The following is a 23,775-nucleotide window of genomic DNA, read 5'->3' on the forward strand; positions in this document are numbered from 1 at the left end:
AGTCAAACGCTCTCTTCGATGGAGGAAACATAGTCGTTGATCGGAAGTGCGATCGCGCCATTGCGGATCGGAACGCATTGTGGAGGGAAATCCTGGCGGAAACGGGCGCCGGCCGCCTCGGCGCGGTCGAGGAACCGCTCCAGATGGTTCATCGCCCCGGTCGGAAGATCGTGCAGAACCATCAGCGTCCAAGGCTGCTGGCCGCACTGGACAAGGGCGCGCTCGGTCCAGCCGTCGGGATCGTCCCAGTCGCGAGGGATCGCGTTCCAGAGCACACAGCTATGCTTGTGTCCGGCGAGATAGTCGACGACGGATGGCTTCAGCAGCCGCGTATCAAGATTGCCGCCGCCACCGAACGGCCGGAACCAGCGCTGCGGATGGGCGAGATCACCGATCGCGGCTTGCGTGCGGCCAATTTCGTTCTTCGCGGTCGCGCGATCCGGCTGCTCGCCGAGCGGGACGCTGTGGGTGAAGGTGTGATTGCCGATCCAGTGCCCCTCCCCGTGCACCCGGATTGCAAGGCCATGCCGCGCGGGATCGGCGAGCTTCTCGCCGATGACGAAGAACGTGGTCTTGATGCCGCGCTCTCCGAGAATGTCGAGCACGCGCGGCGTCACGTTGGGATCGGGGCCGTTGTCGAATGTCAGGGTCAGATCAAACACGCGGAATTTCCTCAGGTCGCTGGCTGCATCGCGCCCGATGCGATGTCATCGTTGGCCTGACCAGCGCGCGTGCCGGTCTGCCAGATCGCCGCCTTGCGTTCGATCCACCGGATCGCGGCGTTGAAGGCGATCGCCATGAACAGCACGAGGAGGACGCCGGCGAACACGTGCGGACTATCGAGGATCGTGCGGTAGCGCGAGATCAGATAACCGATGCCGGCCGAGGAGATCAGCATCTCCGAGACGACGACGCCAACGATCACCAGTGCGCCTCCCACGCGGAGCCCCGACAGCACTGTCGGAATCGCCGCGGGAATGATGACGCGAACCAGCCGCTGGCTCAGCGTGGCGCCCATGCTGCGTGCCGCGAGCAGGAGTTGAGGGTCGATGGTCTGGATGCCGGCGGCGGTGGCCAGCATCGTTGGCAGGAAGCCGTAAATCGAGGCGAAGGCGATCTTGGATTCCGAGCCAATGCCGAGCCACACCGTGAAGACGGGATAGAGGATCACGAGCGGCACGGCATAGAGGCTCGACACCATCGGCATGATCAGGACGCGCGGACGCGGCAGGCTGCCGACGATAGCGCCAAGCAGGATGCCGCCGCCGCAGGCGAAGGCCATGGAGATCAGCACCTCATAAAGCGTCACTGCGAGCGCGTGACCGTATTCGGCCGCGTCGGTCCATCCGGCCATCAGCGTCGACGAAAGCGACGGCAAGAACAGCTCGGGAATGAGACCGGTTTGCGGCAACAGCTCCCACAGCGCGATCAAGCCGATCACGATCAGACGTCGCAGCGTCTTCGCACTTATTTTGGCGCTCATCTCCGCCTCAGGCCGATTTGCGGATATGCCGCCAGATGCGGTCGCGCAAGCTCCCGAAGGCATCGCCGCTCAGCATCTCATAGGTGCGGGGCCGCGGCAGCTGGACCTGGAGATGATCGACGATGCGGCCGGGCCGCGCCGACATCACGATCACCTCGTCGGCGAGATAGACCGCTTCGGTGAGGCTGTGTGTGACGAAGACGACGGTCTTGCCGGTCGCCGCCCAGATGCGCAGCAGTTCGTCACCCATGGTCATGCGGGTCTGCTCGTCGAGGGCAGCAAACGGCTCGTCCATCAGCAGCACCGGCGGGTCCTGCACCAGCCCGCGCGCGATCGAGACGCGCTGCTTCATGCCGCCTGACAACTCGTGCGGATGGCGCTTGCCGAAGCCGTCGAGGCCGACCAGCGTGAGCGCATCCTGCGCCTTGGCGCGGCGCTCCGCCTTGGGCACGCCACGCAGCGCCAGCGGAAACTCGACATTGTCTTCGGCCGTCAGCCAGGGAAACAGGCTCGCCTCCTGGAACACCACGCCGACCCTGTCCGGGTCGGGCTGCAGAATCGGCGCGCCACTGATGGTGATCGAGCCCGAGGTCTGCTGGCGCAGGCCCGCCATCATCATCAGAAGGGTCGACTTGCCGCAACCGCTCGGGCCGACCAGCACGACGAAGCGACCCGGCTTGATATCGAGCGAGACGTCTTCCAGGGCGACGACGTCCTGAGACCTGGTCTTGAAGACCTGCCCAACATTCTTCACCTCGATCGCGCCGGCGCGCGCGGGAGGCTTCAACGGGGTCACGTTCGCCAATGGCTGCATCGCGTTTCCACCCATCTGACAAGTTCGTTGAAGGTCATGGCGATCGCGGCGACCATCACGACCCCGGCGAGGAGTTGCTTCATCTGGAAGTTCTCGCCCCAGGTCGCGATCTGGTGGCCGATGCCGTCGCGCGAGGCGTACATCTCGGCAAGGATCACGCCGGTGAGGTTGAAGATCATGGAGATTCGCAGGGCCTCGAGCAGCACCGGCAGCATGCTCGGCAGATAGACCCGGAACGCGGTCTGCATCGGAGTTGCGCCATAGGAGCGCGCCACCGTGAGATGCTCGACCTTGACCGACTCCACCGCCGTGGTCGTCGACATGATCACGATGAAGATCGTGGAGAAGAAGCCAAAGCCGACCTTCTGGGCGAACCCGACGCCGAATACGAGGATGAACATCGGCAGGAAGATCGACTTCGGGATGCTGAAGGCGAAGAACAGCAGCGGCTTGGCCACCTCAGCGAAGTAGCGGTTCTCCGCAAGCAGGAAGCCGATCGCGGCGCCGAAGGGGACGGCTAACGCGAACGCGGCCAGTACTTCGGTCGCAGTCACCATCAGGTCTTTCCGCACGGCCGCGCGCTGCAGGAGGTCGCCGAGCGTCGCGAACGTGTCGGACGCCGAGGGCAGCAGGCGCGGATTGACGATGCCGGTGCGCGACAGCACCTCCCACAGCGCCAGGACCGCGATGACGATCGCGATCCGTGCAAGCTTGATGGCGAGTGAGTTCTGCATCGTCACGGCTTGGTCGGAACCGGCTTGAACCTGGTCGAGATCACTTCCTCGACCGGTACGATGTCCTTGAGCCCGCCGAGCTTGGCGAGGTCCAGCGACAGCTGCACGGCCGCGTTCACGTCGGGCGCGCCCATGTCGCCGCTGGTCTCGAGCTTCATGATCGTGTTGTCGTATTCCAGGGCGGCGATCTCGGCCGGCATTTCGTAGAGCTCGGCGATCAGCTTGACGGTCACGTCCCGATTGGCGCGCATGAACGCAACTGCGCCATAGAGGGCGTTCACCGCCTTCTGAACCAACTGAGGCTTTGTCTCCGCCAATTTGTCGAGCACGATCCAGCCTGCCGTGAGGTTCGGCGGCACCGCCGTGGCGTAATCGAGGATCGACTTCGCTTCGCCCGATTTCGAGATCTGGAAGCTCAGCGGCGAATAGACCACAGCGGCCTCGACGTTGCCTGCCAGGAGGTTCGGCACCAGACCGCCGCCACCAACCGGAACGCGCGTGAAATCGATCTTCTTGTCCTGGAGTGTCCATAGTGCGAGCAGGTCGGAACCTGAGCCGGCGGCGGTGATTGCGACCTTCTTGCCGTTGAGGCCCTTGACGTCGAGCGTCGACTTGGCCGGGACCATCAACTGCCAGCCGAAATTTCCCATCGCGGCATTGGCCACGATCCGTGACATCACACCCTTCTTTCGTCCCGCGGAGACCAGCGAGGGCGGATCGAGGATGATATCGGCCGCGCCCGCAGCCATGCCTTCGAACGTCTCTGCACCGCTGCGGTAGATCGTCAGCTCGGCCTGGATGCCTTCCTTCTCGAACAATTTCTGCCGCACGGCCGTCTCGGCGATCGTCGTCGGCCAGTACGTCTTGGTCGGCAGGCCGACGCGAATGGTTTCGGCCGCGGCGACAGGGCCGGCGAGCACGCCGGCTGCGAAGAGCGACGCCAATAGCGCCTTGCGGCGAGTTATTTTCATGATCTGTTTCCTCCCGGTCTCTGTTTTTCTTTGCCGGATTTGTCCGGATCGTCAGTTTGCGCCGTTCACCTCCGCAATGCGAGGCGCGGCGAGCTCGACAAACTCTTTGGTGATGCCGAAGTGCTTTGACAATGCGCGAACCGCCGCGTCCGCGTCGCGTTTGACGACGGCAGCGACAATCGCCCTGTGTTCAGCCTCAACGTCGCGCGGCTTGCCGACTTCCCTGCGGATCGAGAGGCGGCGATATCGCTCGCTTTGTTCGTGCAGCACGTCGCGGAAGCCGAGCAGCCACGGTGAGCCGCAGGCATTGACCAGCGCACGATGGAAGATGCGATGGCGCACCACCCACTCTTCATAATGCACCGTCGGATCGTCGGGGTAGCGATAGGGAACCGCCTTCAGGTCCGCCCAGGCGGATTTCACCGAGACAAGCCAGGCATCGTCGCCCCGCTCGATCGAGCGACGGAGCGCAAGGCCTTCGATATCGATCCGGGTCTGCGTCACGTCGGCGAGATCAGCGAGCGACACCGGGCTCACCCGGAAGCCACGCTGGTCGGACGCCAGCACGAGCCCGTCGGCGACCAGCCGGGAAAGTGCCTCACGTACGGCGGCAAGGCTCACGGAAAACTGCTTGGCGAGGCCGGAGATATGCAGCTTCTGGCCCGGAAGCAGCCGCGTCGCCAGGATGTCGGCGCGCAAGCGCTCGTGCAACGCCGATGTCAGGCTGCGCGGACCGTCCCCGGGGCCTCCGGTCATATGAAACTGAAGCGGACCCATGGGTGGAATGATGGCAAGGCAATGGGAAAGGGTCAATAGAAAATCGAAAATCGATTTTTCTTGTTCATCTCACGCCGCGTTGGACGCCCGGGAATGGAGAGCGCCCCCATCCCCGACAGCCATCTCTGGATCCCCAAAACGGACCACCGGACCAGATCGGCGCAGGCATGGTGTCCCGCCACCCGCTCGTACAAAACTGATTGGCGCCCCGCTACTTTGCGAGGCGGAACTTCCCGCCTTCGACCTTGATCAGAAAGGCCGAGCGCTCATCATAGCCGTTGTGATCGGCCTTGCTCATGTTCGACAGCCCATTGTTGAGATAGATGTTCTGCCCACGCTCGAGTGCGTCGCGCAGAGCCGCGCGAAATTCGGCTGTGCCAGGCTTTGCCGTCTTCAGCGCATCCGGTGCAGCTTTTCCTATCAGCGCGACGACATCCCAGAGGTGAGCAGCGAACATGTTGGGCTTTTGCCCGTTCGCCGCTTCATACGCGGTCACGAACTCCTCCGTCGAGCGACGGAACGGATCTCCCGTGGGAAGATCGGCGGCAATGGTGAAAGCCTCGCCCGCGAATACGGCGCCTTCGACGTTCGCGCCACCGAGCTTGATGAACTCCTCACTGGCCACGCCGTGTGTTTGAAATATCTTCCCGGCGTATCCGCGCTCGCGGAGCGCCTGCTGCGGCAAGACCGCCGGGGTTCCTGCGGAGGCGATGAAGACGGCATCGGGATTGGTCGACATCACCTTCAGCGCCTGACCGGTGACGCTGGTGTCGGCTCGCGCATAGACCTCATGTGTGGTTACGGTCAGCCCCAACGTGGGCGCGAGGCGGCTCACCTCCTTGTAGTAGCCCTCGCCGTAGCCATCCGAAACGCCGATATAGCCCAGCGTCTTCACGCCTGATTTCGCGATATGCTTGAGGATGGCGGCCGCCATGAGGTCGTCATTGGGAACGACCTTGAAAGCCCAGGCGCGTTTCTCATCCATCGGTTGAACGATGGCGGTAGCGGCAGCGAGCGACAGCAGCGGCGTCTTCGATTCGAGCGCGACATCCAGCATCGGCATGGTCACCGGGGTCAGAGAGGAGCCGACCAGCACATCGACCTTGTCCTGGATCACCAGCCGGCGTGCGTTCTGGACCCCTTTGGTCGAATCCGACTCGTCGTCCAGGACGATGTAGGTGACCTTCTCTCCACCGATTTCTTTCGGAAGAGCTGCAACCGTCTTGAGCTGCGGTTGGCCCAAAGCGGATCCCGGGCCGCTTGCTGAAATCACAATTCCAATTTTGATGTCCGCGTGAGCAGCAGTTCCATAAAGGACGCATGCCACAAGAAGCGAGGCTCGCGCGAAACCGATCTTCATATCCTGTTCCTCCTTGTCCGCCTTGATGACTCCGCCGGCTGCATCGGGCGCCCGGCTCGAGGTTGCACTGCTCCCCAGGGGCACCGTCGTTGCTCAGAAGGCATGTCGTCCGATATACGCGTTTCCTCCCGCGGTCCCGAGCAACCGGGCGGACCATGCTAAGCGGATCGCAGCAACGCGTCTGTCCCTAGCGTTAGGGACAAGCCATCGGTAGGGACAAGGCATCGGTGCCCGAACCGGACTCTCTGGGTAGGCGGACGCACAGTCGCGTTCTCGCGGCGCATTTCGCCCGAGCTTTGCTTCGTCACTCCACCCTCTTATCCAAGAGGGCGCAGGGAAGGCCGGGTGCCGGCTGGCACCCGCGGTCCGCTGCGCGAAAAGCACACGCAGGAAAACCGCACAGCAGCATACAGGTGTAGCCAATCACTCGGCCTTCCCTGCGCGATGGTTGGACGGCTTATGCCGTGCTCTCCCGGGAGCCGAGTTCCTGCTGGCCTCCCTCGTCCCAGCGAAATTCACCGACATCGCGCCGGTTGACGCAGATGCCGCATTCGCCAGGGCTTGACCGTAGCAACGACGGCCAGGACCACACGGTTTTGCCGTACGCACGGTTCGCCATTTCGCCACCGGTTTCGACGGCGTTGTGCACGTTGCCGCCGACCTGATGACGAGACGAACCTAACAGCGCCGCTCGTCGGAACGAAGTTTTGGGCTCACGGAGAGCAATCCGCCCTGCCCACACCTCTCGCACCCGAACACTGCCGCGTCCACCGCAAGCCCGGCTTGCGAACGTGACGACCACAAGATCGCCCCTCAAGAACGAGCCGGGATGAGCGACACATACGCCGTTTCCGAATTTCGGTAAAGTGGAATATATTTGAAAAGAGGGGTTGACGCGGTCGTGGCTGTTTCGGCCGACGCGTCTCAGCCTGAGACCTGTAAGCGCAGACGCGGCTGCGCGCTCCCGGGTTCCACGGAGTCCACCTCCGTCTGACTTTCCTTAAGCGCGGCCTGTAATTTCTCTCATAGGTCAACCTCCATGCCGCGAGGCCGCTCGATCAGGAAATTAACGGTTTGGTAACCATACGAGCCTTGCTCGAAGGATTAATGCAAATCACACGCCGCCGGTGTCTCCCCCGCAACGACCCTGCTATAGAGCGTAGATCCGGCTCCATCGACCACCCCGAGCCATCTGTTTTCTTGGTTGCACATGAACAGACCTAGCAACAAATTCAACATCGCCATCGAGCAGGGATTCGACTTCCTGTCGCCCGACTACGCGGAGCTGTTTGACAACTCGGCCGCCACCGCGTTCCAGCATCCGCTCTGGCTGGACACCCTCTACACCAGGCTCGCGTCTCATGCGGGGGCAACTCCTCTGGTTGTTGTGGTCCGCCACCGCGCGACGGGCGCCCTTGCGATGGTGCTGCCCTTGCTACGGATCCGGCGCGGCCCGATACGGACGGTCGAATTCGCCGACCTCCGCGTCTCCGACTATCTGGCGCCGGTGTGCAGCCCGCAGGTATTTTCCGAGCTGCTCAAGGACGAGAGTGCGTGCGCAGAAATTCGATGCCTCGTCCGCCCGTTCGATCTGCTCCGGATGACCAAGCTGCCGGATGGACGGCTTCCGATCGAGAACCTTCTGGCTGCGCCCCGCCGCATAGCGATGGACACCAATGCCTACGCCACCGTTCTCGTCACGCCATTCGAACAATGGCGCGCCAGTGCGTTGGATCGTTCCTACCAGAAGGAGCTCGCAAAGAAAGCCCGGCAGCTCCAGAAGAAGGGCGACGTAATTTTTTCATGCTGCAGCGACAGCGCCTCCGTCCTGGAGGTGTTGGACGTGATGAAGAAATTTCGCGGGCCGCGCTTTCAGGCACATGGCGACGGAGATCTGCTCCAGCGCCCCGAATATTACGGCTTCTATTCCGAGATAGCGCACCGCGGTCTCGGCTCCTTTGTCCGGCTCTATGCCATGAAGATGAACGGCGAGGTGATTGCGGCCGTGCTCGGTCTCTGCCATCGCGGTAGATTCCTCGTGATCATGGGCGCCTTCGACATTGCCGGATACAAGAGCCAGTCCCTGGGCGCACTGATGTTCGAGCAGGTGGCGAAGGATTGCATCGAGCGTGGGGATCAGATGCTCGATTTCACCATCGGCGACGAGCCTTACAAGAAGCAGTTCGGCGCGGAGCCTTCGCCGATGTGGACCGTCACGCAGGCCGGCAGCACCACGGGCGCCTTCTCCCTGTTCGCACTCAAACAGGCGCCTTGGCTCAAACTGGCCGCCAAGCGAATGTCGGAGTTCAGGCTTCTGCCAACCCGCACCTCAACGCCGACGCGCTGACCGGCGCGAGGCGCCGACGGGCGCGGCTCTCAGGCGCGTAGCGCGCTTCGAACATGCGCGAGCCAGCCCGGACGCATCTGATCGACCCGGTGGGTGATACTGCGTCGCAGAAAGTGCAGCCGCCGCCGCACGTCCCAGCCGATATCGTTGCGGGACGTCAGGGCCTGCCGGAAGCGCGCCATCTTCAGTGATTGCTGGTCCGACGCGACCTTGTCGGGATCGGAATAGAATTCCGAAATCTTCTCCTGGCTCATGCCCTCGGTCCCGAGCCAACGCGGCGCATATTCGGTGCAGAGGCGCTCGACGTCGACCAGCAGGCGGGCAACGCCGGTGCCAGCGGCCGGACAATTGGTCTGGAAGGCGTCGCCGATGAGCACGACGCCGGGCTGAAGGTGTCCCTCCACGACGGACAGGTCCATCACCCAATTCTGCACCCGGTCGATCACGCGGAAATCGCCGAGGTAGGCGCGCAATCCCGGCAGCAGGCGCAAAACCGTCGCTTCCGGTTCGCGGCGCAACTCGCGCATGATCGGATCGGTCGGGTCGCGGAACATGAAGAGATTTGCCCGCACGCCAGCACGGACGGGAAACAGGCTGAGATAATCGATGCCGTCCGCCGTGCGCTCGCCGTAACAGGTCAGCGCCTCGAAGTCGAACGGCGCATCATCCCGGCGGGCGATCGTGAAGCCGAACGAGACCGAATGACGCTCGGCCAGCACGCGCCGCTTGATGCCGAGCTTGTAGCCGAGAACGCCCGCCATGCCCGTGGCCAGAACGACGAGGCGCGCTGTCAAGCGCCTCCCGGACGCGAGCTCGATATGCTGGATATCGTCGCTGCATTTGACGGCGGTGACCTCGTCGACGATCAGGCTCGACGGATCAGGCAGTTGGCTGCGCGCCATGGCGACGAGATCCGCATATGGAAGTCCGTAAGCCCGGCCGACGCTGACATCGACCACCTTGCCTTCCCTGATATTGAGCACCTGGTCATACCGGCAGGCCACGTTTTCGAGCGCGTCGAGGAAGCCAAGCTTGCGCAACATCTCCAGCTGATGGCCGCCGATTTTCTCGACCCGGAACTCGTCCGGATAGACCGCGCGCTTGTCGACGAGAGCGACACGATGCCCCGACCGCGCGAGCACGGCCGCCGCGAGCGAGCCCGCAAGGCCGCCGCCAACGATCGCGATGTCGGCGGCGATCGTCGAAGTGCCGGCTGCGGCAATCGGCTCGGGCACGTTGCTATCCGCCGTCATGGTGCAGGCTCCCACGGTCAATGATGATTGCCTGAGCAATTCTCACGCCTGATGTCGCATCGCAGGACCAAACGCGATCATTTCTCGATATCTCGGTTAATGCAGCGGAGACCTGCCCGGCCCGATGAGGTCCGGCACGCGCCTTGCTCGGGACGGCTATTCCCGGCGAGCTGGTCCGCATTCCAGCGGCTCATCTCGCCTCATCGGCCGTCGATGCGGCGCTATGCCGCCACGCGATTGGGCTGCACTTTGCTCTATCCGGGACAGTGGGGTCAGCGATGTTCCATAGTGAAGCACCAGGCATGACCGCGACGTCGCCGCGGTCGGCAGGATCACGGAGACCGTCCATTAACACTCGCGATTTTTCGGCATGCTAGGCTTTTGGAGGTAATCGGAAAATGTCTCTTCAGGGGAAGTTGCCTCTTAAATTTCCATGATCGAATCCATCGTCCAGTTCATGCGGCGCGACGTGACTCGCGGTGTTGCCGGAACCATCCTTCTCAAGGTTGGTAGCGGCGCGCTTGCGTTCGCGTTGTTCTCGCTTGCGGCACGAACGATGTCGCCCGATGGGTTCGGCATCTTTGCGACCTGGCTTTCGGTGGCCCAGATGGCTGCGGTCGTCGGTCTGGTGGGCCAGGAATCGCTGCTGGTGCGATTTCTGAACGAGTATCGGGCTGGAAATCAGCCCGATCTCACCAAAGGCGTGCTGCTATCGAGCTTCAAGATTTCCTCCGTCGCGATGCTGATTGCGATCGGCGCAATCGCGATCGGCGCCAACATCAAAGGCGCCTCGTGGCTGCTGGTTGTCGCGGTGTCGGCCTACACGGCCGTGAATGCGGGGCTGATGCTTGGCAGCCAGATCGCACGCTCGCTGGTCAGCATTCTCATGGGAGAAGGAAACAGGGAGTTCTTCTGGCGAGTCAGCGTCGTGCTGTTTCTGCTCGCAATCATGTCCGGCCATCGGCTGCTCGATCCCGCCGAATTGATCGCCGTGATGACGCTTGCCATGTCCGTCGGGCTGGTTGCACAGATCATCGCGATTGCGCGAGTTCTGCCGGATTTCCGCGGCACGACGGTGCGTTCCGAGCCGTCGCGCTGGAGATCGAGCGCGCTTCATTTCTGGGCCGCATCCATCCTCGAAGCCGCGAACCAATATTTCGACGTCATTCTGGTCTACTGGATGCTGGACCCGGCAACCGCCGGAATTTACTTTGCCGCTTCGCGCCTCGCCAACATCTTCGCCATGCTGTCGGCCGCATTGTACAGTTTTGGCGCACGTCGGCTCCCCTCGCTGTACTTCAGCAAGAACCATCAGGAATTCGAGCGAACGTTGCGGCTCATGGCGGAAGTGACCGCGGTGTGCGTAGTCAGCGGACTACTCCTGATCTGGGTTGGCGGTCCCCATCTGCTCAACCTGTTCGGGCCGCATTTCGCTGCGCAGCACTGGGTTCTGATCGTGCTCGCCATCGGAACGGCGTTCCAGGCGGCGGGCGGTCCGTCTGCGGCGATATTGCAGCTGACTGGCTATGAGCGCGAGTATGTCCCCGTGATTGCCGGGAACGTAGCGCTGCGGCTAATCGGATTTCTCGTCCTCATTCCCTGGCTCGGCGTTCTTGGCGCAGCAATCTCGGCCACTGTATCGCTGGCGCTCGCGACCATCGCCCTCAACATCATCTGTCGCCGGCGAACCGGCGTCGACCCCTCGATTTTGGGGCTTCTGCGTTTCTCGGCGTCGAAGCCTAGCGCCTACGCGGTCCGTGCCGCGGATGGTGAATAGAGCGTCAGAATACGTCGGGCGTGTCCCGCATGAAGGAGCGCACCGGCGACCGTCAGCGCACCGGCAGAGTCGTTTTCGCACGCTCTCAGTGGCCCGCTCCAACCTGAACATCGATGGCTGGTCGGCAGTTACCCACGTCCTCTTCGCTTCGTCGGGAACCGCCGGAATACCCTGGTGAACGACGCCCTTGCGGCAGGGCGCATTAACTCCGTTTCTTGCTAGTCGGTGTCCGCGCGATGCCCGCATGGTAGATAGGCGGTTAAGAAGGTGAAAAATTCGTTTCTTCAATGGGTCGGGATCCGTGCTCCATTATCAGCCAAACAGGGCGTTGGGCGAGACGACTGCGACAGCACTTCCGCCGTCCAACGGTAGCGGACGAAAGCTGCACGTCCTCCTCGTACAGACCCAGGCCGAGAACGCCGGTGCGCAGGAGATCTCGCGCCTGCTTGGCGCCGGGCTGACCGCCCGCGGCTATCGGGTCACCAATCTGTTCTTCTTCCGCAAGTCGGAATCGTTCGATGAGCCGCCGGACACGATCTATTGCGCGTCGAGCCGGCCGGGAAATCCGCTGGCGCTGCTGCAAATGCTGTGGACGCTCGGCGGCCACATCAAGGCCACCAGGCCCGACGCCGTTCTGACGTTTCAGCACTTCGGCAATGTCATCGGCGCCGGCGTGGCGCGCTTGATCTGCCGCGCGCCTGTCATCGCCAATCAGGTTTCCTCCGCGCTGTCGATGAGCTGGCCGGTCCGTATCGCCGACATCGCCATGGGCAGCCTCGGCTTCTTCGACCGCATCACGCTCAATTCGCTGGACATGCAGCGCGAGTATTCGCGCTACCCCAGGGCTTATCGCGCGCGCATGGTGCATGTCCCGCACGGCTTCGACAACAAGGCCCTCACGCTGACGAAGCAAGCTGCGCGACAGAACTTCAATCTGCCGCCGGATCGCACCGTGCTCGGCTGCGCAGCAAGATTGCACCCGCACAAGCGGCTCGATGCGGCGATACGTCTGTTGCCGGATCAACCGTCCTGGCATCTCGCACTGGCCGGTCAGGGAGCCGACGAGGCCCGGCTGCGGCAGTTGGCAGCTGAGTTGAGAGTATCGGACAGGCTGCATCTGCTCGGCGAAATCACCCCGCACCAGATGGCGGAGTTTCTCGCCGCTCTCGACGTGTTCGTATTTCCGACACAGGCGGAAACCTTCGGCCTCGCCGCCGTGGAGGCCGCAAACGCCGGCGTTCCCTCCGTCGTCACCGATCTTCCGGTCTTGCGCGAGGTGTTGTCCGTCGAAGGCAAACCGACAGCGCTGTTCGTCGATGCCACCGATCGTACCAAGCTGTCCGCGGCCGTCTCCAGGCTCCTGACGGACCAAAAACTGAGCGACGAACTGCGGCAAAACGCCAAAGGCCTGAAGCTGCGCTATTCAGTGGATGCCATGGTGGAGGAATACGTTCGAATTCTCGGCCAGGTCATTTGATCGGGACGCATTGAAACGGATCGGCTCGACATGACCATCGAGTTTCGCTGTGAAATTGAGCATGCGCGGCAGTGGATGGGCCGCGAGACGCTGTCGGTCGACGGCCGGGATGTCCCGGTCCAGATCATATGGACGGCAACGACAGAGCCGCGCCCCACAGGTCTCGACGCGCTGTTCGAGCTCGAACGTTTGGTGTTGCACAAAGGCAAGCACAGCGGCACCGACAGGCTGATGATCAGTCCCGAACGAATGCAGGCTCGCGCCGGGACGGCAGATGTCATCGTCGATTTCACCAGTGCCACGCGGGGTCCGAACTGCTCCGCCCGGCAGTATCTCCGCCCGCTGTTCAATGGAGCCGCAGGCGAAAACGCCGCCCTTGCAGCCATTCTCGCCGGCGATTTGCCCGTGATCGAAATCATCGACGAGGTCGACGGTGCAGTCCTCGATCGCGGCCACCCCTCCGGAGAAATCGCAGCCGGCTTGAGCGGCGCGCTCGACACGGTCATGGCGCGAACCCTGACCATGCTGGCGGCCATCCTGTCGGGACGGCCACGCATCGTGCCGCAGCTGGCACGCCCCGCCCGAATTGGTAACGGCCGCCCGCCGGCGGCGTACGTCGCGCGCGGGCTCGCCATATCGATCGCCAAGGAGATCTATCGGCTCTGCTGCTATGCCCCGCATTGGCATGTCGGATGGCGCATCAACAAGGGCGCAGGCGTCTGGCAGACCGGAGATCTGTCAGGGCCTTCGTGGAACGTCCTTGCCGATCCGGGAAACCACTTCTACGCCGATCCTTTCCCCATCACCTGGCAGGGAAGAGCATTCGTCTTCTTTGAAGACCTTGATCACCGGGTTGGAAAAGGCATCATTTCCGCGATCGAGTTCAACGACGCCGGCCCGATCGGAGCGGTCGTCCCCGTTCTGGAGGAGCCTTGGCACCTCTCCTATCCGTTCCTCATCGAGGACGATGGCGCGTTGTGGATGATCCCGGAGAGCTCGATCAATGGGGACGTCGCCCTCTATAAATGCGTTCGGTTTCCGGACAAATGGGAGCGGCACGCAACGCTGCTTTCGGGCGTCGAGCTGGCCGATGCCACGATCACCCGGCACAACGGCCTGAATTATCTGTTCGGAGCCTGGCGCGACGGCACCGGCGGCTATTCGGATTCGCTGGCGATCTATTATGCCGAGCACCTCATGGGCCCCTGGTTGCCGCACGCCAGCAACCCGGTCCTGATCGATCGCGCGAGCACGCGACCTGCGGGGAGTTTCGTCACCATCAATGACAAATTGTGGCGACCGGTCCAGGATTGTGCCGACGGCTACGGCGCAGCGCTCGCGCTGGCGGAAATCGTCGAACTATCGCCGACGACGTTCAAGCAGATCGTCCGTCACTCTCTGAGGCCCGGACCGGTATGGCCCGGCAGGAAGTTGCACACCTTGAACCGCTGCGGACAGCTCGAGGTGATCGACGGATCGCGTGTTCAACCCAAGACCCGCGCCTTTGGGGGCAAATTTCCATCGGCCGTTCTGTCGCCGCGAACCAGTCCCTCTACCGCCAGCTAACGCGGATGGCTGAACAGGTCCGTCGTGGCGTCATCGACGGCGATATCGACCAGCGCCGGGCCGCTCGATGCCAACGCTTCGGTCAAGGCGTAGTCGACATCCCCGGCATCGGTCACGCGCCGCCCCGGACAACCCATTCCCCTTGCGAGCGCCACGAAGTCGAGCCCGGGCAAGTCAATTCCGGGCGGGCGATGCGCCTGCATCAGCTGGCTGAAGGCGCGCATCGCGCCATAGCCTGAATTGTTCATGACCACGAAGGCGATCGGCAGGCGGCGTTGCACCGCGGTCCAGATCGCCTGGATGCAATACATCGCCGATCCGTCGCCGATCAGGGCGACGATGCGGCGGCCCGGCCGCGCCAGCGCCACGCCGACGGAGGCTGGCAGGCTGTAACCAAGTCCGCCGCTCGTCATCGTGTAGAAGCTGTCCGCGCCCGGCCGCGGCAGGAATTGTTGAATGGCAGGACGATGCGACGGCGCCTCCTCGACCACGATCGCATCGCTCGGCATCAACGCCGAGAGCCGGGCGAGCGCATGGCTCGGCGGAATCGGATTTTGCGCGGCAGGAGCGGAAGGCCGCATGCGCGGGGCCGGCACCTCGCGCTCAGCGATATCTGGCATCGCCGACAGCAGCCCAGCCAGTGCTTTCGGGAGCGTGCTGATGATGGTGTCACCGACAGAAGCGGATGCGGCTTCCGTCGGATCATCCGTGATCTGCCAGACCGGCGTTCCGTCGTCGAGCAATTCGCATTGTCCTTCGACATGGAAAGTAAACACCGGCGCGCCGACCACGATGATCAGATCGGCGCCGCGCAGGGCGCGGGCGAGACCTCCTGGTGCTGCCGGAAGGAAGCCGGCGAACAGCGGATGCAATTCCGGAAAGCTCGAACGGCTGGACATCGGGCTTGCCCAAACGGCCGCGCTCGCCTGTTCGGCCACAGCGACCATCGCGTCGACGCAGCCGCCGCGATCGATGTCGGGCCCGACAACGAAGATAGGCCTTTTGGCAGCTCGGATCGCCGCGCCGAGCCGAACGATCGCCGCCGGATCGGGCGCAAACTCCGTCGCGATGTGGCGGACCGGCGGAGCGATTGCGGGCCGCGCCCAATCATCCGACGGGACCGACACGAATGTCGGACCGCGCGGATGCTGCATGGCGGTGAGAAAGGCCTGCGCAATCGCCGCTGGAACATCTTCGGCGCGCGCCGGTTCGGCGCTCCATTTCACATAGGGCTTTGGAAACTGTGCGGCGTCCTCGGCGAAGAGATAGGGTCGCATCCGCAACAGGCTGCGCGCCTGCTGCCCGGCTGTCACGACCATCGGCGTCTTGTTGCGGAACGCGGTGAAGAGATTGCCGAGGGCATGACCGAGTCCGGCCGCCGAGTGCAAATTGACGAACGCCGGACGCCCCGTCGCCTGCGCATAGCCATCCGCCATGCCGACAACGCAGGCTTCCTGCAAACCGAGCACGTATTCGATGTCGTCGGGCCAGTCGCCGAGGAAGGCAAGCTCGGTCGAGCCGGGATTGCCGAAAACGCGATCAACGCCAAAGGAGCGAAGCACACCGAGGGTCGCTTCCCGAACCGTGAGAACTTTCGTATTCATGAATGGACGTCCTGGTGGGCTTCGCTTGCGGCGCGCTTAGAAGGGATAGTGCTGCGGCTGGGTCTCGATGGTGATCCAACGCAGATCGGTGAACTCGGCGATGCCGGCCTGGCCGCCGAAGCGGCCGTAGCCCGATCCCTTCAAGCCGCCGAACGGCATCTGCGCCTCGTCATGCACGGTCGGGCCGTTGACGTGGCAGATGCCGCTCTCGATCCGCTGCGCCACCGTCAGCGCACGCGCGACGTCACGGCCGAACACGGCGGCCGAGAGGCCGTACTCGGTATCGTTGGCGAGCCGCACGGCATCGTCCACGCCACTTGCACGGATCACCGAGACGACGGGACCAAAGCTCTCCTCGGTGTAGATGCGCATGCCGGGCACCACGCGGTCGAGCACGGTGGCCGGAACGACTGTGCCAACCCGGTCGCCGCCCGCGAGCTTGACGGCGCCTTTGGCGGTCGCGTCATCGATCAGTGCAACCACATGCTTGGCCGGCGCCTCGTCGATCATCGAGCCGACCACCACCGGACCGCGGCGCGGGTCGCCGGCCGGAAGCGCAGCCGTTTTCTTCGCGAGCTTCTCGACAAAGGACGCCGCCACCGCCTCGTCGACGATCACCCGCTCGGTCGACATGCAGACCTGGCCCTGATTGATAAAGGCGCCGAACGCCACGGCCGCGACGGCGGCGTCGAGGTCGGCATCGTCGAGCACGACCAGAGGCGCCTTGCCGCCAAGCTCGAGCAGCACCGGCTTGAGGTGGCGCCCGGCGAGCTCGGCGATGACGCGACCGACGCGGGTCGAGCCGGTGAAATTGATCCGCCGCACGGCTGGATTGGCGATCAGGCGTTCGAGCAGAGCGGGCGCATCGGCCGGTGCGTTGGTCAGGACATTCACGACACCGGGCGGAAAGCCTGCGTCCTTGAAGACCTCGCCGATCAACCTGTGCGTTCCCGGGCAGATTTCGGACGCCTTGAGCACGACCGTATTGCCGCAGGCGAGCGCCGTCGCCACGGCGCGAACGCCGAGAATGATCGGCGCATTCCACGGCGCGATGCCGAGGCAGACGCCGGCCGGCTGGCGAACGGACATCGCGAGACATCCCGGCTTGTCCGACGGGATCACCTCGCCGGCGATCTGCGTGGTGAGCGACGCCGCTTCGCGCAGCATGCCGGTCGCGAGCTTGACGTTGAAGGCCGACCAGATCTCTGTCGTGCCGATCTCGGCGATCATGATCTTGACGAAGGCATCGCGCTTGGCGTCGAGGGCATCTGCGGCCTTCAGCAACAGAGCGCGCCTCGCATTCGGGCCAAGTGCCGACCATCCTGGCAATGCGGCGGAGGCCGCCGCCACCGAGGCGTCGGCATCGGAAGCGGTCGCGGCGGCCGCGCGGCTTGCGACCTCCTGCGACAGCGGATTGCGCCGCTCGAACATCTTGCCGCTGGAAGCGGCCTGTTCCTGCCCGTTGATGAGAAGACTGACGTCCATGAAAACCTCCCTGATGTTGGTAATGGCGCTCGTCCTAGCCGAGAAGCCGCGACTTGCCGGTTTCGCGCGCGAAGCCGAGCGCGATCATCGCCGCGAGCGCGAGCGCGACGTAGTATCCTGTGATCGCGTAGGTGGAGCCCGTCTGCGCAAACAGGCTGGTGGCGACCAGCGGCGCAATGCCGCCGCCCAGCACCGTCCCAAGCTGCTTTCCGATCGAGACGCCGGTGAAGCGGATGCGGGTCGGAAAAAGTTCGGGGAAATAGCTTCCTTCGCTCCCGAACATCAGCGGATGGATCACCCCCGCGGCGAGGATCACCGCGCACGTCACGAGCATCGTGTCACGGCTCGCGACCACACCGTAGAATGCAAACATCGAGATGGCTGCGAGCACCACGCCGGCCAGGAACAGACGCTTTCGTCCGATGCGGTCGGACCAGGCGCCGATGAGGGGCATCGCTACGAGCCCGACGAGATTGGCGAACAGCACGGCCTGCGTGATGACGTCCTTCTGGACGCCGAGCTGACGGGTCGCGAAGGAGATGGTGAAGATGGCCGTCAGATAGAAATAGGATGTCTGCGCCATCTCGGCGAAGAACACGATGAGGATCGGCCGCCAGTGCTCCCGCACTGCTTCGACCACAGGCGCTGCTTCAGTCGTCTTCGCCTTTCGGAACGTCGCGCTCTCCTCGATGCGCAGGCGCATGTAGACGCCGAGCGCGACCAGCACCGCGCTGATCAGGAACGGAACGCGCCAGCCCCATGACAGCAGGTCCGCTTCCGGCAGCCGCGAGATCGTGAGCGCCGCAAACGAGGCGAGCACGACGCCGACAGGTCCTGCGGCCTGGATCACCGCGGCCGAGAACCCGCGCTGGTGGCCGGGCGCCGTCTCGATCGCCATCAGGATCGCCGCGGTCGACTCGCCGCCGAGCGCAAAACCCTGGAGGAAGCGTAGCATGACGAGCGCGACCGTCGCGGCCACACCCACACTGGCGTAGGTCGGCAACAGACCGATCGACATGGTCGCAAGTCCCATCATGAGGAGCGTACACAGCAAGACGGACTTTCGGCCGAGGCGGTCGCCGAAATGACCGAACACCAGTCCGCCGAGCGGACGCGCCAAGAAACCGACTGAGAACGTCGCGAACACCGCGATAGTCGCCGTGAGTTGATCGAACTTCGGAAAGAACAGCTGATCGAACACCAGCGGCGCGACCAGGCCGTAGATGAAGAAGTCGTACCATTCGATCGCGGTGCCGATGGTGCCGGCGATCAGGATACGCCGGCGGCTGCTCGCCGTCTGCTCGGCGGTGGCGGTGGCGGTGGCGGCATGATCGTCGTAGTCCTCCAATGCTCTTGTCGTCACGGTTTCCTCCTCCGGTGTGATTTTTCGATTTGTTGTCTTGTTGTTATTGGCCGCGCAGCCGCTGATCGGATGCGGCGGCAGGATCGATCAGCTGGCCAGGCGCGCGACGTCGCTCGCGCTGTGTCCAAGTGCGCGGGCGAGGACGCCTCCGATCATCCCGGCCTGTGACGCGCTGCCGCGCCAGGCCACGATCTGGTCGGGGCGTATCAAAGCGAGATCGGCGTCGTAGAGATCGCGCAGGGATTTCGGCAGCGTGACGAGTGTCACATCGACCCCGATCGCGCGGATGGTCTCGGCAACTGACGCATGCGCGGACATGACCTCGCCGAACTGGAGCAGCGTCCACTCGAACCCGAACAGGTCGTACAGGGAGACGCCGTCGTCCAACCACGCATGCGGGGCGCGGCCGCCGGGACAGGCGCTCGGAACGTAGACGTTCGCGGCGTCCGGCGGCGGCTGGCTGCCATCGGAAACGATGATCGGCGAGCCGTCGTAACGCCCCCCGAAGGTGACGCCGGGGATGTTGAATTCGGCGCGGGCGTGCTGTTCGAGATAGACGCCCGCCGTCCGCCGCGCCTCGTCGCCGGCGTCGGTGGCATCCTCGATGTCAGGCGCGGGAGCGAACAGACCGAGCGAGTCGGCAAAGCGACGCGCATAATCGGTGTTGCGCAGCGCCACCGGACGCCGCTCGACCTCATAGCTGTCGAGCAGCCCCGCCGGGCTCACCCCCTTGACGACGCTTGCGAGCTTCCAGCCGAGATTGACCGCATCCTCGATCGCCGTGTTGTAGCCAAGCCCGCCGGTCGGCGTGAACAGATGCGCCGCGTCGCCGCCGAGGAACACCCTGCCCCGCTGCATTCCATTCGCGACCAGCGCGTGACCGGCGGTCCAGGTCAGGAACGAGAGCACCTCGCAATCGATCGGTGCGCCGCAGGCGCGCTGGAACGCTGCTTTGGCTTCATCGATCGTGATCGCAGTTTCGTCCTCATCGGACCGAAGCTGCGTATGAAACGCAAACTCGTCGCGACCGTTCACGGATGCCATGAAGGCGCGACGGTCGCCGTTGAAGCAATTGTACATCCACGCCTTGGCGTGCGGGACGCTCGCGTAGAATCGGGGCGAACGGAGATAGACCGCCAGCATGCGGCCGCCCATGAAATCACGCTGCATTCCGGTTTCACCGCCGTAGGCAATCCCGAGCGACTGCCGGACCATCGAACGCGGCCCGTCCGCTCCGACCAGGAAGTCGGCCCGGATCTGAAATCGGCTGCCATCATCGAGACATTCGACGTCGGCGACGATGCCGTCGCCGCTCTCTAAGTAGCCGATCAGCCTGTGGCCGTAGTTGAGCTTTACTCCGGGGATTCTCTCGGCATGGCGGCGCAGCACCGCCTCGACATATTTTTGCGAGACCCGATGCGGCAGTTCGGCCGCGCTCCAGGAGCCCGACATGCCCTTGACGAGCTCGCCCGCGCGTGACGATGACGGCAACTGAAATCGGGCCAGCTCGTAACCGGTGTAGCGCGTGAAGTACGCAACGTCGGTCGGATAATCCGCTGGCAGACCTTCGCGTCGGATTTCGTCGGCAAAACCCAGCCGCCGATAGTGCTCCATCGAGCGCGCCTGCGTCGCATTGGCTTGCGGATTGAATGCCGTGCCCGGCTTTTCATCGACCAGGATCGCGGACACGCCGCGCCGGCCGAGCTCGTTGGCGAGCATCAGGCCGCACGGCCCCCCGCCCACGATGAGCACCGAGGCCGTCAGACATGTTTCCAAGACGCTTCTCCCTACCAGCATTATGCTGCATGGTAAGGTAGCCTAATCCACGTCGTCGAGCGTGTCGAACGTCGCGCCATAGACCGCCAAACCTTTCAGGATCGCATCCATCGTGGCCTTGCCGAGCTCCGCGCGCATCTCCTGCTCGGCGACATCGACCGCATCGCGAAACGCATCGAGCCATTTGCGGCCGGCTGGCGTAAACATGACGATGCGCGCGCGCCGATCGGTCGGATCGGCGATGCGATCGACCAGGCCGAGCTCGGCGCATTGATCGACCAGCTCGCCCATCGCCTGCTTGCTCATGGAAGCGCGGCGGGCGAGCTCCGTCAGTCTGGTCCCCTCCACGTCGAGATTGCGTGTGAGGCCGACATGCGCGATCCGCGTTTCGCCATGCCCCTTCTCGCTCATCAGCTCGAGCACACGACTTTCGAAGCGCCGCACCGCGTTGTTGAGCAGCCGACCGATGTTGGCATGCCGCCATGCGGTACCGGATGTCCTGGCTTTCAATGGATGTGCCTTCTGCAAAGCCGCCTGAATTCGAAAATGTCGCTCACTTCGCCGCGTCGATCCAGATCCCCGGCTGCGAATGCTCGCGGATGTGGCTGACCAGGAAGTCTGAAAAGACCCTGATCTTGGCGGGCAGTCCGGCACGGTTCTGGTATGCGATGTTCATCGTCAGCAGCGGCAGCTCCCACTCCAACAGGACCGGGACGAGACGGCCCGCCGCGATATCGCTTTGCACGATGTACAGCGGCTGGATGAGAATGCCGAGCCCCGCCAGTGCGGCACCGCGGATGACCTGGCCGTCATTGCTGTCGAGCGTCGGCGTGATGCGGACAGTCTGCGCGCCGTTGCCTTTGCTTAGGCGCAGCGAATAGGGATCGTTGGCGAGATTGTAGACCAGCATGTTATGGCGCGCGAGATCGACGGGCTGTTCCGGCTCGCCGCAGCTTGCGAGATATGAGGGCGCAGCAGCGAGCACACGCCGCATCTGGCCGATGCGGCGGACGATGATGTTCGAATCCGGCTCCTGCTCGCGCGTCCTGATCGCCACGTCGATGCCGGCCTCGATGAAATCGGAGTACCGGTTGGCGGTGGTGATCTGCATGTTGAGCTTCGGATAGCGCGCGCGGAAGGCCGGCAGCATCGGCGCCAGATAGATCACCGCAAAGGACAGCGAACTCGTGACCCGCAACGTGCCCTGCGGCGACAGCGCGCGATCGCTGACGATGTCCTCTGCTTCCGCCAGTTCGCTCAAAACCCGGCTCGAGCGCTCCAGCAGCTCTTGCCCCGCCTCCGTCAACCACAGCCGACGGGTGTTGCGCTCGATCAGCCGGACCGCAAGGCGCTCCTCGAGCGCGCTGAGATGGCGGCTCGCGGCAGCATTCGACATGCGCAGGGCTTCGGCAGCTTTGGACAGGCTGCCGAGCTCGGCCGTCTTGGCGAACACTTCCAACTGGAGCAGGCGGTCCATTTTTTCGCAAATAGGAAAAGAGACTTACGATTATTGATCTTTATTTCCGCATCCCGCAAGTCAAAATAGCCTAAACACAAGCAAGATAGCAGGCGAGGAAACAGGGAAATGTCGGGCCCGATCAGGCACATCGTGATGTGGCGGCTGCGCGGGGAGACGCCAGCCGAGCGTTCCGCCGCCCGGGTCAAGGTCAAGACCCTGTTCGAGGGGCTGCGCGGCCGGATCGACGGCCTCACCCATATCGAGGTCGGCCTCGATGTCAGCGATGTCGACTACGCCTGCGACGTCGTTCTGTTCTCCGAATTCACCGACCACGCTGCGCTCGCGGCCTATGCCACCCACCCGGAACATTTGCGCGTGCGCGAGGCGCTGGGCGACTTGCGGATCGGACGCTTCCAGGTCGATTATCCCATCAAAGAGACCGGCGCATGATCGGTACGTTCACCTTTGAAAACCTGCCCTGCCGCGTCGTGTTCGGCAGCGGAACGCTTGCCTCGGCCAAGGCCGAGGTCGAGCGTCTCGGCGGCAAGCGCGCGCTGGTGCTGACGACGCCGCATCAGGAGGCGCAGGGCAAAAGCTTGGGCGCGGCGCTCGGTCCGCTTTACGCCGGCATCTTTCCGGGCGCGACCATGCACACGCCGGTCGAGGTCACGGAGCGGGCGCTCGCGGCGATGAAGGCCTGCGAGGCCGACTGCGTCATTTCCCTCGGTGGCGGATCCACGACCGGACTTGGCAAGGCGCTGGCCCTGCGCACCGGAATCAACCAGCTCTGCATTCCCACCACTTATGCCGGCTCGGAGATGACGCCGATCGTAGGCCAGACCGAGAACGGCCTGAAGACAACGGTACGCGACGCCGCCATCCTGCCGGAGACCGTGATCTACGATGTCGAGCTCACTTTGAGTCTGCCGGCGAGCCTGGCCGCGACATCAGGCATCAACGCAATCGCGCATGCGGCCGAAGCGCTCTACGCGCGCGACACCAATCCGGTCACGTCGCTGATGGCGGAAGAAGGCATTCGCGCGTTGGCACGTGCCCTGCCCGCCATCGCCGCCAAGGGTGACGATCGCGAGGCTCGCACCGAAGCGCTCTATGGCGCCTGGCTGTGCGGCGTCTGCCTCGGCACCGTCGGCATGGCGCTGCATCATAAGCTCTGCCACACGCTCGGCGGCACCTTCGACCTGCCGCATGCCGAGACCCATACCATCGTGCTGCCGCATGCGCTGGCCTACAACGCCCCGGCCGTGCCCGATGCGATGGCGCGGATCTCACGCGCAATCGGCGCCGCCGATGCATCGCAAGGACTTTTCGAGCTCGCGAAGCGGCTGGGTGCGAAGGTCGCATTGCGCGACATCGGCATGCCCGAAAGCGGTATCGACAAGGCCGCGGATCTCGCGGTCACCAACGCCTACTGGAACCCGCGCCCGCTGGAACGCAACGCCATCCGCGACCTGATCGCGCACGCCTGGGCCGGCGAGCCGCCCGACGCTATCAAAGCGGCGGTCTGATTC

20 protein-coding genes are annotated in these 23,775 nt (G+C 63.8%); 6 read left to right on the forward strand and 14 right to left on the reverse strand.

Translation table 11 applies throughout. From position 1 onward, the window contains the following. Positions 1–2: 2 nt before the first annotated feature. From GWG67_RS02445 to GWG67_RS02475, 7 genes are all read right to left on the reverse strand, one after another. Positions 3–662: a polysaccharide deacetylase family protein gene (locus GWG67_RS02445; protein ID WP_275167550.1), complete on the reverse strand. Its 660-nt coding sequence runs from the start codon at positions 660–662 to the stop codon at positions 3–5. Between the two features lie 11 nt (positions 663–673). Beyond that, positions 674–1,483, reverse strand: a complete 810-nt coding sequence (locus GWG67_RS02450) for an ABC transporter permease (RefSeq protein ID WP_275167551.1) — start codon at positions 1,481–1,483, stop codon at positions 674–676. A 7-nt stretch (positions 1,484–1,490) separates the two neighbouring features. Then, positions 1,491–2,297, reverse strand: a complete 807-nt coding sequence (locus tag GWG67_RS02455) for an ABC transporter ATP-binding protein (protein WP_275167552.1) — start codon at positions 2,295–2,297, stop codon at positions 1,491–1,493. Then, complete coding sequence (locus tag GWG67_RS02460; RefSeq protein ID WP_275167811.1) at positions 2,276–3,031, reverse strand: ABC transporter permease; 756 nt, start codon at positions 3,029–3,031, stop codon at positions 2,276–2,278. Before GWG67_RS02460 ends, GWG67_RS02455 begins: the two co-directional genes overlap by 22 nt. Positions 3,032–3,033: 2 nt before the next feature. Further along, entirely contained in the window at positions 3,034–4,002 is a 969-nt protein-coding gene (locus tag GWG67_RS02465) for an ABC transporter substrate-binding protein (RefSeq protein ID WP_275167553.1), read from the reverse strand. A gap of 51 nt (positions 4,003–4,053) precedes the next feature. Further along, the gene (locus GWG67_RS02470; protein WP_342761014.1) at positions 4,054–4,779 is read right to left on the reverse strand and encodes a GntR family transcriptional regulator; all 726 of its coding nucleotides are present in this window, start codon (positions 4,777–4,779) and stop codon (positions 4,054–4,056) included. A 211-nt stretch (positions 4,780–4,990) separates the two neighbouring features. Next, entirely contained in the window at positions 4,991–6,139 is a 1,149-nt protein-coding gene (locus tag GWG67_RS02475) for an ABC transporter substrate-binding protein (protein ID WP_275167555.1), read from the reverse strand. 1,210 nt (positions 6,140–7,349) lie between these two features. On the opposite strand from GWG67_RS02475, the gene GWG67_RS02480 reads away from it, so the two are divergent. Next, the gene (locus GWG67_RS02480; protein WP_275167556.1) at positions 7,350–8,486 is read left to right on the forward strand and encodes a GNAT family N-acetyltransferase; all 1,137 of its coding nucleotides are present in this window, start codon (positions 7,350–7,352) and stop codon (positions 8,484–8,486) included. A 29-nt stretch (positions 8,487–8,515) separates the two neighbouring features. Here GWG67_RS02480 and GWG67_RS02485 read toward each other — a convergent pair whose 3' ends face one another. Beyond that, positions 8,516–9,739, reverse strand: coding sequence for an NAD(P)/FAD-dependent oxidoreductase (locus GWG67_RS02485; protein ID WP_275167557.1), 1,224 nt, complete (start codon positions 9,737–9,739; stop codon positions 8,516–8,518). A 433-nt stretch (positions 9,740–10,172) separates the two neighbouring features. On the opposite strand from GWG67_RS02485, the gene GWG67_RS02490 reads away from it, so the two are divergent. From GWG67_RS02490 to GWG67_RS02500, 3 genes are all read left to right on the forward strand, one after another. Next, positions 10,173–11,516 (forward strand): lipopolysaccharide biosynthesis protein, encoded by a 1,344-nt coding sequence (locus GWG67_RS02490; protein WP_275167558.1) that lies wholly within the window; start codon positions 10,173–10,175, stop codon positions 11,514–11,516. Positions 11,517–11,817: 301 nt separating this feature from the next. Continuing rightward, complete coding sequence (locus GWG67_RS02495; RefSeq protein ID WP_275167559.1) at positions 11,818–12,993, forward strand: glycosyltransferase family 4 protein; 1,176 nt, start codon at positions 11,818–11,820, stop codon at positions 12,991–12,993. A gap of 30 nt (positions 12,994–13,023) precedes the next feature. Continuing rightward, positions 13,024–14,559 (forward strand): hypothetical protein, encoded by a 1,536-nt coding sequence (locus GWG67_RS02500; protein ID WP_275167560.1) that lies wholly within the window; start codon positions 13,024–13,026, stop codon positions 14,557–14,559. On the opposite strand, the gene mdlC is transcribed toward GWG67_RS02500, so the two are convergent. From mdlC to GWG67_RS02530, 6 genes are all read right to left on the reverse strand, one after another. After that, positions 14,556–16,163, reverse strand: coding sequence for a benzoylformate decarboxylase (gene mdlC / locus GWG67_RS02505; protein ID WP_275167561.1), 1,608 nt, complete (start codon positions 16,161–16,163; stop codon positions 14,556–14,558). The genes GWG67_RS02500 and mdlC overlap by 4 nt on opposite strands. A 36-nt stretch (positions 16,164–16,199) precedes the next feature. Continuing rightward, the gene (locus tag GWG67_RS02510) at positions 16,200–17,648 is read right to left on the reverse strand and encodes an aldehyde dehydrogenase (RefSeq protein WP_275167562.1); all 1,449 of its coding nucleotides are present in this window, start codon (positions 17,646–17,648) and stop codon (positions 16,200–16,202) included. Between the two features lie 34 nt (positions 17,649–17,682). Beyond that, the gene (locus GWG67_RS02515) at positions 17,683–19,011 is read right to left on the reverse strand and encodes an MFS transporter (RefSeq protein WP_275167563.1); all 1,329 of its coding nucleotides are present in this window, start codon (positions 19,009–19,011) and stop codon (positions 17,683–17,685) included. Positions 19,012–19,098: 87 nt separating this feature from the next. Beyond that, complete coding sequence (locus GWG67_RS02520; RefSeq protein ID WP_275167564.1) at positions 19,099–20,808, reverse strand: FAD-dependent oxidoreductase; 1,710 nt, start codon at positions 20,806–20,808, stop codon at positions 19,099–19,101. Between the two features lie 21 nt (positions 20,809–20,829). Further along, entirely contained in the window at positions 20,830–21,297 is a 468-nt protein-coding gene (locus GWG67_RS02525) for a MarR family winged helix-turn-helix transcriptional regulator (RefSeq protein ID WP_275167565.1), read from the reverse strand. A gap of 43 nt (positions 21,298–21,340) precedes the next feature. Beyond that, a complete protein-coding gene (locus GWG67_RS02530; RefSeq protein WP_275167566.1) occupies positions 21,341–22,264 on the reverse strand; it encodes a LysR family transcriptional regulator in 924 nt (307 codons plus the stop codon). Positions 22,265–22,372: 108 nt separating this feature from the next. Between GWG67_RS02530 and GWG67_RS02535 the strand changes: the two genes are divergently transcribed. Then, the gene (locus GWG67_RS02535) at positions 22,373–22,696 is read left to right on the forward strand and encodes a Dabb family protein (RefSeq protein ID WP_018458706.1); all 324 of its coding nucleotides are present in this window, start codon (positions 22,373–22,375) and stop codon (positions 22,694–22,696) included. Then, the gene (locus tag GWG67_RS02540) at positions 22,693–23,772 is read left to right on the forward strand and encodes a maleylacetate reductase (protein WP_275167567.1); all 1,080 of its coding nucleotides are present in this window, start codon (positions 22,693–22,695) and stop codon (positions 23,770–23,772) included. The genes GWG67_RS02535 and GWG67_RS02540 overlap by 4 nt, the downstream gene beginning before the upstream one ends. Positions 23,773–23,775 lie beyond the last annotated feature (3 nt).

It is taken from the genome of Bradyrhizobium sp. CSS354, assembly GCF_029051725.1.
In the GTDB taxonomy this organism is placed as follows: domain Bacteria; phylum Pseudomonadota; class Alphaproteobacteria; order Rhizobiales; family Xanthobacteraceae; genus Bradyrhizobium.

Coding starts and splice junctions, on each gene's coding strand:
- GWG67_RS02480 (WP_275167556.1), top strand. CDS start 7,350: ATGAACAGACCTAGCAACAAATTCAACATCGCCATCGAGCAGGGATTC.
- GWG67_RS02470 (WP_342761014.1), bottom strand. CDS start 4,779: ATGGGTCCGCTTCAGTTTCATATGACCGGAGGCCCCGGGGACGGTCCG.
- GWG67_RS02535 (WP_018458706.1), top strand. CDS start 22,373: ATGTCGGGCCCGATCAGGCACATCGTGATGTGGCGGCTGCGCGGGGAG.
- GWG67_RS02510 (WP_275167562.1), bottom strand. CDS start 17,648: ATGGACGTCAGTCTTCTCATCAACGGGCAGGAACAGGCCGCTTCCAGC.
- GWG67_RS02465 (WP_275167553.1), bottom strand. CDS start 4,002: ATGAAAATAACTCGCCGCAAGGCGCTATTGGCGTCGCTCTTCGCAGCC.
- GWG67_RS02475 (WP_275167555.1), bottom strand. CDS start 6,139: ATGAAGATCGGTTTCGCGCGAGCCTCGCTTCTTGTGGCATGCGTCCTT.
- GWG67_RS02455 (WP_275167552.1), bottom strand. CDS start 2,297: ATGCAGCCATTGGCGAACGTGACCCCGTTGAAGCCTCCCGCGCGCGCC.
- GWG67_RS02500 (WP_275167560.1), top strand. CDS start 13,024: ATGACCATCGAGTTTCGCTGTGAAATTGAGCATGCGCGGCAGTGGATG.
- GWG67_RS02460 (WP_275167811.1), bottom strand. CDS start 3,031: ATGCAGAACTCACTCGCCATCAAGCTTGCACGGATCGCGATCGTCATC.
- GWG67_RS02520 (WP_275167564.1), bottom strand. CDS start 20,808: ATGCTGGTAGGGAGAAGCGTCTTGGAAACATGTCTGACGGCCTCGGTG.
- mdlC (WP_275167561.1), bottom strand. CDS start 16,163: ATGAATACGAAAGTTCTCACGGTTCGGGAAGCGACCCTCGGTGTGCTT.
- GWG67_RS02530 (WP_275167566.1), bottom strand. CDS start 22,264: ATGGACCGCCTGCTCCAGTTGGAAGTGTTCGCCAAGACGGCCGAGCTC.
- GWG67_RS02450 (WP_275167551.1), bottom strand. CDS start 1,483: ATGAGCGCCAAAATAAGTGCGAAGACGCTGCGACGTCTGATCGTGATC.
- GWG67_RS02490 (WP_275167558.1), top strand. CDS start 10,173: ATGATCGAATCCATCGTCCAGTTCATGCGGCGCGACGTGACTCGCGGT.
- GWG67_RS02540 (WP_275167567.1), top strand. CDS start 22,693: ATGATCGGTACGTTCACCTTTGAAAACCTGCCCTGCCGCGTCGTGTTC.
- GWG67_RS02485 (WP_275167557.1), bottom strand. CDS start 9,739: ATGACGGCGGATAGCAACGTGCCCGAGCCGATTGCCGCAGCCGGCACT.